Source organism: Spirosoma sp., from assembly GCF_048594605.1.
Classification (GTDB): domain Bacteria; phylum Bacteroidota; class Bacteroidia; order Cytophagales; family Spirosomataceae; genus Spirosoma.
The window spans coordinates 55,707-63,209 of sequence record NZ_JBMDWV010000363.1 but is presented as its reverse complement, the minus strand read 5'-3'; the positions used below and the strand labels follow the sequence as shown (position 1 = coordinate 63,209).

Annotated in this window: 8 protein-coding genes; 2 read left to right on the top strand and 6 right to left on the bottom strand. The window is 48.1% G+C overall.

All coding sequences use genetic code 11. From position 1 onward, the window contains the following. Positions 1–138 precede the first annotated feature (138 nt). Entirely contained in the window at positions 139–543 is a 405-nt protein-coding gene (locus ACOJS8_RS22500; RefSeq protein ID WP_420150804.1) for a hypothetical protein, read from the top strand. Positions 544–605: 62 nt separating this feature from the next. On the opposite strand, the gene ACOJS8_RS22495 is transcribed toward ACOJS8_RS22500, so the two are convergent. Both ACOJS8_RS22495 and ACOJS8_RS22490 read right to left on the bottom strand, forming a co-directional pair. Beyond that, positions 606–1,541 (bottom strand): RraA family protein, encoded by a 936-nt coding sequence (locus tag ACOJS8_RS22495; protein WP_420150803.1) that lies wholly within the window; start codon positions 1,539–1,541, stop codon positions 606–608. Positions 1,542–1,659: 118 nt separating this feature from the next. Next, positions 1,660–2,592: an RraA family protein gene (locus tag ACOJS8_RS22490; RefSeq protein WP_420150802.1), complete on the bottom strand. Its 933-nt coding sequence runs from the start codon at positions 2,590–2,592 to the stop codon at positions 1,660–1,662. A 157-nt stretch (positions 2,593–2,749) separates the two neighbouring features. Between ACOJS8_RS22490 and ACOJS8_RS22485 the strand changes: the two genes are divergently transcribed. Continuing rightward, entirely contained in the window at positions 2,750–4,201 is a 1,452-nt protein-coding gene (locus ACOJS8_RS22485) for a mandelate racemase/muconate lactonizing enzyme family protein (protein ID WP_420150801.1), read from the top strand. A 67-nt stretch (positions 4,202–4,268) separates the two neighbouring features. Here ACOJS8_RS22485 and ACOJS8_RS22480 read toward each other — a convergent pair whose 3' ends face one another. The 4 genes from ACOJS8_RS22480 to ACOJS8_RS22465 form a co-directional block, all read right to left on the bottom strand. Then, on the bottom strand, positions 4,269–5,180 hold the full coding sequence (locus ACOJS8_RS22480; RefSeq protein ID WP_420150800.1) for a TIGR01777 family oxidoreductase: 912 nt from the start codon (positions 5,178–5,180) through the stop codon (positions 4,269–4,271). A 203-nt stretch (positions 5,181–5,383) separates the two neighbouring features. After that, entirely contained in the window at positions 5,384–5,941 is a 558-nt protein-coding gene (locus tag ACOJS8_RS22475) for a hypothetical protein (protein ID WP_420150799.1), read from the bottom strand. 76 nt (positions 5,942–6,017) lie between these two features. Further along, positions 6,018–6,926, bottom strand: coding sequence for a 30S ribosomal protein S6--L-glutamate ligase (rimK, locus tag ACOJS8_RS22470; protein WP_420150798.1), 909 nt, complete (start codon positions 6,924–6,926; stop codon positions 6,018–6,020). A gap of 46 nt (positions 6,927–6,972) precedes the next feature. After that, the gene (locus ACOJS8_RS22465) at positions 6,973–7,467 is read right to left on the bottom strand and encodes an ATP-dependent zinc protease (RefSeq protein ID WP_420150797.1); all 495 of its coding nucleotides are present in this window, start codon (positions 7,465–7,467) and stop codon (positions 6,973–6,975) included. Positions 7,468–7,503 lie beyond the last annotated feature (36 nt).

The following is a 7,503-nucleotide window of genomic DNA, read 5'->3' as shown; positions in this document are numbered from 1 at the left end:
TAGTGGCAGGTAAGGACGGCTTATTCGTCTTTTTTAATGCCGGTAACCTGAAAAAATAGTAGCTTTTAACCTATATGTATAGTAGTTTTTCTGTAACTTTATAATTCGTCTACTGTACTCTCCGTAACTTATCTTCTTATGCAACGTGCTCAATTAAAGGAATTTTATGGCTATGGCCTTATTTTGCTCGTTCTGGTATCGGTTCAGCTTTATTCCGTTTATGTCGCTTATACAACCGACCTGTCGCTGACCTGGCAGCATTACGTAGGTTTTGGCGCTACTACGTTGGTGGGCGTACTCTGGGCATTCCGTAAGCCGCAGTATTTGTTTTATGCGCTTGGTCTTATGCTGATTCTGGGTTATGAAAATCTGATGGGTTTTACGCCAGTGCTCGATTTCACGTCAACCCGTTATTACATCAACAACATCGCTTTCCCGGTAGCTTATCAGGATTTTTCGATGTATATGCTGCTCATCTGGGCCTACGTAGCACATGGTCGTCTGCGGGCAATGGTGCAGTCGTTGTTTGTAAAGAATGCCTGAAAATAAATCAGGCTCTGTGGGGTTTTACGTCACAGAGCCTGATTTATTGACTAAATGCCGCTTTACCAGGTACGTTTGCTCATTACCTTGTCCAGTTCGGGGCGGGTCATAGTGCCTAACTCCGGGTGCTGAGCAAGCCACTTCAGAAACTCCGTTTTGATTTCGTCGGTCCACTGACTATCGATCTGGCCAGTTGTGTAACGTCCGGACTTAACCGTTTCGAAGCCAAATTGATCTTTACGGGTCACGAATTCACACGTAGTAACTACCTGCTCGGCCATGTGCGCTGGCACAAACAACACACCCTCGCGCTGAGCAATCACCAGATCGCCCGGCAATACCATCGTACCTCCCATCCGAATTGGGGTGTTAAGACCCATCAAAACCATTTCTTCCAGAAAAGACGGGTGAAAATCGCGGACAAACGCGTTGAATCCCTTGATGTTCTGCAATTCCTGCAAATCCCGGGCCGCTCCGTTGAAGATAACGCCATTGCCGGTTTTGCTAAAAATAGCATTCCCTAACGTAGCACCTACGAGTGTTCCCCCGCCAATTTTACCGAACCCATCTGCTACGTATACATCGCCCTTCGTGAGCACTTCAATGGGCCACGTATTGGTATTGCCTTTTCGGCCCTGCTTGCTGATGCCCCGGTCTTTAATGTTTTTTTCGACATCTGGCCGACTCGGCATAAACATGGCTGTAACGGCGCGACCGGCAATCACTACGTCGTTGTGGATCACCTTCCAGTTACCTTCAAACTGGTTGGTGTACCCTTCATTCTTCAAAACGGTCCAGGCATCATCAATACCAATCTTCTTGGCGCGTTCAATTAATCCGTCGGTAATTTTTGGGCGTCCATCAGGAAACCGATCTCCCTTCCATTCGGAGGTTAAAAATATTAACTCGTCTTTCGCCATCGTTTGGGCGAACGTAACGGTTTTTGCCAGACCGAACAGGGCAATAAACGATACTAAAAGCGTAATGTTGAACTTCATTGATCGAATTAATTAAAGAGAGCAACTCGCGATATATGAAACACAGAACCACAAAGATCACAAATGAATAGCTAGCATCTTGTGTCCTTTGTGGCTCTGCGTCGAAAATAGACGTTTACTAGTGTCCTTTTGCCAGATAAGCTTCCAGATCTTTCTGCGTAATGGCTAATTTCTTAGGGTATTTGGCTACCCAGGCTCTGAACTCGTTCTTGATCTTGTCGGACCAGTCGCCGTGAATCTCGCCCGACGGATATTTGCTCTGCTGAAGCAACACCCGTTCGAATTCGTCACGTAGCCCCGTCATCTCCGAAGCGGACACGAGCCCTTCAACCAGGTGAGCCGGAATAAACACGACACCGTACTCATTGGCAAACACGACGTCGCCAGGAAGCACCGTAACATCGCCGATACGTATTGGTGCATTGATCGACGTAGGCGTCATGTCTTTGATGTACGACGGGTCGTGACCTTTTACCCAGGCATTGAAACCTTTCGTGTCTTTCAACTCCTGCATATCCCGGATCGATCCGTAGAAAATGACACCTTTCCCGGTTTTGCCATAAATTGCATTCCCCAGGCTCGACCCGATTAACGTACCATCCTTTATCTTCCCGTAGCCGTCTGCTACGTATACATCGCCTTTGGTTAAGATGTCGATCGGCCAGATATTGATGCCGCCTTTCTGCGAGCGACCTTCGGCTTTTCCCTGCGCCCGTACCAGACTATCGAGGTCGGGGCGTGTTGGCATGAATTGGGCCGTTACGACACGCCCGGTCATGGTTTCGCCGGGTTTAAGAATGATCCAGTTTTTCTCAACCTGATTCCGATAACCTTTATTACCCAGATACCCCCAGACTTGTTCCAGTGTGCAATTCTGTAAGCGTTCCAGTACTAAATCTGATACTTTCGGACGACCATCGGCTGTTCGTTCGCCTTTCCAGCCGGCCGTTAAGCTTGTAACGTATTCAGGGGATGATCCTAGCCGTTGCGCCTGTGCCAAATAGCTTCCTGAAAACGCAAGAGTCAGTGCAAGTAAAGTTTTCTTTATCATCGGTATTTACTGGTTGGGTAAGGAAAAAGGCTGCCCGTCCTTTATTGAAAGAGCCTGTTTTTACTACGTTTCTAACCATAAAAGACGATAGAATAAGTAAAATACTGCCATTCGATCATTTTATAGAGGATTCGCTAAAAAATAGATACCCTTTGCCATGAAGAACTTTTTATCGCGCTTAGCTCCACCTCCATCGGCCTCTGGCGACGCCCCAAACCGCCGGGATTTTATCCGCAATGCAGGCTTGGGTGGTCTTTCGTTAGGGCTAATGTTTGACAAGCTGCCCGGCCGATTCGCTGCTGAGCAGGAAATGGAATTTATTACCCAGAAGGTAAGCCGATTTGCCAAGCCATCGGAGCTGAAAATTACGGATATGCGTGTGGCTGTTTTGCAGGGCGTACCGTTCAGCAGTCCGATTATCCGAATCGACACAAACCAGGGTCTTGTGGGTTGGGGTGAGGTTCGCGATGGGGCCAGCGCCAACTATGCCTTGATGCTGAAGAGCCGAATCCTGGGCAAAAATCCCTGTAACGTAGAGCAGATATTTAAAATTATTAAGCAGTTTGGTAATCACAGCCGGGCGGCTGGTGGCGTCTGTGGTGTTGAGATGGCGCTCTGGGATCTGGCTGGCAAGGCGTATAACGTGCCTGCCTATCAGTTGCTGGGAGGTAAATACCGCGACTATATTCGGCTGTATGCTGATACACCCGAGGGTAAATCGTACGACGATTTTGCCAAGAATATGGAAATCCGTAAAGGCCAGGGATATACGTTCCTGAAAATGGACTTTGGTATTGGAATGATCGCCGATCAGCCGGGTATGCTTGTTAATGCGAACAACTGGAGCGTGAAACGCCAGTGGGACGATAAAGAAATGGGCAAACTGGGTAATTACGCCAACACGAAACACCCCTTCACTCGCATCCAGGTCACGAAGAAAGGTATTGATAGACTAGTAGAGCACGTCGGTAAAGTACGGGATATTGTAGGCTACGATACGCCTTTAGCGGCTGACCACTTTGGACACTTTGACGTAAACACTGCTATCCAGATTGGTAAAGCCATGGAGCCCTTCCGGTTGGCCTGGCTGGAAGATCTTGTTCCCTGGTTCTATACCGATCAGTGGAAGCAGATTACCGACGCCATTGATACACCAACCCTGACAGGTGAAGATATTTTCCTGAAAGAAGAATTTATTAAGCTCATCGACGCCAAAGCGATCGATATGATTCACCCCGATCTGGCATCATCGGGTGGGTTGCTGGAAACCAAAAAAATAGGCGATTATGCTGAAGAAAAAGGTATTCCGATGGCAATGCACTTTGCGGGTTCGCCCATTTGCATGATGGCAAACGTTCACTGCGCGGCCGCCACCGAAAACTTTGTAGCGCTCGAGCACCACGGTGTCGACGTAGCAGGCTGGGAGGATTTAGTTACGGGTATAAAACCCATTACGGAAAAAGGATTTGTAAAAGTACCTGACAGGCCAGGTCTTGGTGTGGAACTGAACGAGGAAGTCGCCAAGAAATTCCTTAGAAAAGGCGCAACCTGGTTCGCTCCGACCGATACGTGGAATACCAAAGATTCGGCTGACCGCGAGTGGAGCTAGGAAGCCGATAATCCACAAAAAGCAAACAGGGAACCGTACGTACGGTTCCCTGTTTGCTTTTTGTGGATTATTTCATCAGATCCTCTAACGCATTCGTTAGGTCGCTGAATTTATAGTTAAACGATGTTTCTTCGGTGATACGTTTGTTTAATACGTAGTTACCACCGGTAACCACAATCGCCATTTCGCCGTAGAGCAGTTTTATGGCAAACTCCGGTATATTTGGTAATAACATGGGTCGATTCAGTACGTTGGCAATGGCTCGTGTCATCGCTTCGTTTGTGACTGGGCCAGGCGCTACGGCATTATAAACACCCTGCCACGATTCATCAGTTAAGGCTGTAATAAACAATTGGCAAAGGTCATCCAGATGAATCCACGAGATATACTGCTGCCCTGATCCAATAGGGGCCCCTGCCCCTAAACGAATGGGCTGGGCAAGTTTAGGTAGTGCACCACCGTCGGCCATCAGCACAACACCAATACGGAACTTTACCGTACGTATGCCCAATGCCGCTACCTGATCTTCCGAGCGTTCCCAGGCCCGCACAACCTGGGCCATAAAATCAGTGCCGCCCTCACTCGTCTCGGTCAGCGGACGGTCGTTCGTATCGCCACCATAAAAGCCAATGGCCGAAGCGCCGATAAAGGCCTTTACGTTATGGCTGGTTTCCTGCAACGCTTTCGCCAACAGTTGGGTCGATTGAGTACGGCTGCTCAAAATTTCATCTTTCCGTTCGTCTGTCCAGCGGGCATCCGCAATCCCTTCTCCAGCGAGATGAATGATATAATCGGCCGTAGTAATCGCTTCCGAATCGAGCTGCCCTTTTTTCAGATTCCATTGATATACCGTTACGTTAGGTATATTCTTCGGGGACCGGCTAAGCAGTGATATTTGAAATCCCTGTTTTTGAAGCAAGTAGGTCAGTCGGCGGCCGATGGAACCCGTGCCACCTGTAATCAAAACGGTTTGACTCATAACTAAATAGGGCGGGTATGTACTAGAATAACCGAAGGAAAGGAGTAAGGGTTTATGGTTAAATTCTAACTACCACACAGTCAGCCCATTTTAGAGTATTCAACTGTTTTACTTAAGAAACCTGTTGGACGCTATGAACATAGCTAAATCTGAGTAACGGCATAAGCCAGCTACGTTAATACTTTTTCTGCGAATCAAAAGAATCAGGCTAAGTCCCACTCCTTGGGCAATCCCAACTGGCGGGCATAATGAGCGGGAGCCGCGTAGTGAACCCAACTTAGCAGCTTATTAATTTCGTCGGCAAACTCAATGTGGTAATCCGGGTCAAGTTTGGCAACCTTTTTCAGGACCTGCTCGGTACGTTTGGCAATATAATCGGCAGCTTTGTCGGTGCGGGAATTGTATTTCTGCAGGAGGTGCGCGTTCCGTTCATAGAACGTATTGAGCATGTAAAGCATTAACTCAGCTTCGCCGTATTTATCTTTCGTAACTTTCAGATGGCGGCTAATGTACCCACTGACCGTACGCATATCCATCATGAGCCAGCCTGCTGAATCGGCATGGAGGTTAGCGGAGCGGTCGATAAACTCCCGAATCAGGTCGCGACGCTCATCAATGGTTTTTCCGGCTTCAACCAGCTCAAACTGAAGCCGTTCCGTCAGTACGGCATCTTTGGCAATCAGACGTAGCAACAATTTGTCTTTTTCCGGGCCGGACATCCGGACGATGGCTTTTTTTAGGTCAGAATCGAGCGCAGGCATTTCTAAGAGCGTGATGACTTTATAAACGATGAATGCAATTTGGAACGGCTAAGATAATTCATCGTTCAGCATTCACTTATACGCCCACCGTATCACCTTCGTCGGCCCGGATTTTTTCTTCAATATACGTGACGATTTCAGCGGCAATGTCGATGCCGGTAGCGGTTTCGATACCTTCCAGGCCCGGCGATGAATTGACTTCCAGCACCAAAGGGCCCCGCTCGGAAGGCAGCATGTCGACACCCGCTACTTTCAGACCCAGTGCGCGGGCGGCTTCAATCGCTGTCTGCTCTTCATCAGGCGTAAGCCGAATCGTAACCGCATTGCCACCGCGATGGATGTTGGATCGAAATTCGCCCTCAAGGCCTTGCCGTCTTATAGCGCCTACAACGCGCCCACCTACAACAAACGCCCGAATGTCAGCTCCTTTCGCTTCGGCCACAAACTCCTGAATCAGTACGTTCTTTTTCAGACCGTAAAACGCTTCAATGGTCGATTTGGCTGTCTGGATAGTTTCGGCCAGAACGACGCCGATACCCTGGGTTCCTTCAAGGAGTTTGATCACTACCGGAGGGCCGCCAACTAGTTTGATCAATTGCGTTACGTCGCCATTTTTAGGATGATTTGCGAAGATGGTTTTTGGTAAGCCGACGCCCGCTTTCGAGAGCACCTGTAAACTGCGCAGTTTGTTTCGGGAACGGGTTATGGCCTGCGACTTAGCGGTTGTAAAGACTTTCATCATCTCAAACTGCCTGACAACCGCGCAGCCATAATCAGTTACAGACGCACCAATGCGCGGTACAATAGCATCAAGATTATCCAGTTCCTGACCTTCATACAGGATAGTGGGTTTTCCGCCTTCAATCATGACCTGACAATGCAGATGATTGACGATGATTCCTTCATGACCGCGCTTTGTGACGGACTCCAGAAGTCGCTGGGTAGAATATAGATTCGGTTTAGCCGATAAAATAGCGATGCGCATAAAAGTGGCTAGTCGATAGAAGTCAGTCGATTATGATAGTAGCCTTTTACTGAACAGAAGTCGTTTTTTTGCTGACGACAGAAGTGAGTTGGCTATTGACTTTCTGCTGATAGGATAGGTTTTTTTGAGAAACGTCTACGAGGAAGCGATTTCGCAAAAGTTTGCGTCCCAGGAGTACTGGATTTTTGAGTTGTTCACGATCGGCCAGAGTAAACTCGGCTCGAATTGTGCGACCAAATAAAACAATAGGCGTTGTGATAACATAACGTAGTTCGGCTACACCGAACGAATTGCGAATCATGCGTTGGCTAAACTTGTCACTAAAGAACTGCCGGGCGGGTTCACCGGTTTTATCAATCAACCAAAAACTTAATTTCTTTCGCAATCCAGACCGCTTCACCTGAACGTCTTTGCAGTGTAGCGCCGATGTATACGCGCCTGTGTCTACCTTCGCCTGCACGTCAGACAACCCTAAATCCGGGAAGTCAACGAGATCCGTCATGCCAATAATCTGCTTGGCTTTAGGTAGGCTGAGTTTCATAAAGGAGTTATGTTAGTTGTACAGTTCTGAAGTCAT

Coding starts and splice junctions, on each gene's coding strand:
- ACOJS8_RS22465 (WP_420150797.1), bottom strand. CDS start 7,467: ATGAAACTCAGCCTACCTAAAGCCAAGCAGATTATTGGCATGACGGAT.
- ACOJS8_RS22475 (WP_420150799.1), bottom strand. CDS start 5,941: ATGCCTGCGCTCGATTCTGACCTAAAAAAAGCCATCGTCCGGATGTCC.
- ACOJS8_RS22500 (WP_420150804.1), top strand. CDS start 139: ATGCAACGTGCTCAATTAAAGGAATTTTATGGCTATGGCCTTATTTTG.
- ACOJS8_RS22480 (WP_420150800.1), bottom strand. CDS start 5,180: ATGAGTCAAACCGTTTTGATTACAGGTGGCACGGGTTCCATCGGCCGC.
- rimK (WP_420150798.1), bottom strand. CDS start 6,926: ATGCGCATCGCTATTTTATCGGCTAAACCGAATCTATATTCTACCCAG.
- ACOJS8_RS22485 (WP_420150801.1), top strand. CDS start 2,750: ATGAAGAACTTTTTATCGCGCTTAGCTCCACCTCCATCGGCCTCTGGC.
- ACOJS8_RS22490 (WP_420150802.1), bottom strand. CDS start 2,592: ATGATAAAGAAAACTTTACTTGCACTGACTCTTGCGTTTTCAGGAAGC.
- ACOJS8_RS22495 (WP_420150803.1), bottom strand. CDS start 1,541: ATGAAGTTCAACATTACGCTTTTAGTATCGTTTATTGCCCTGTTCGGT.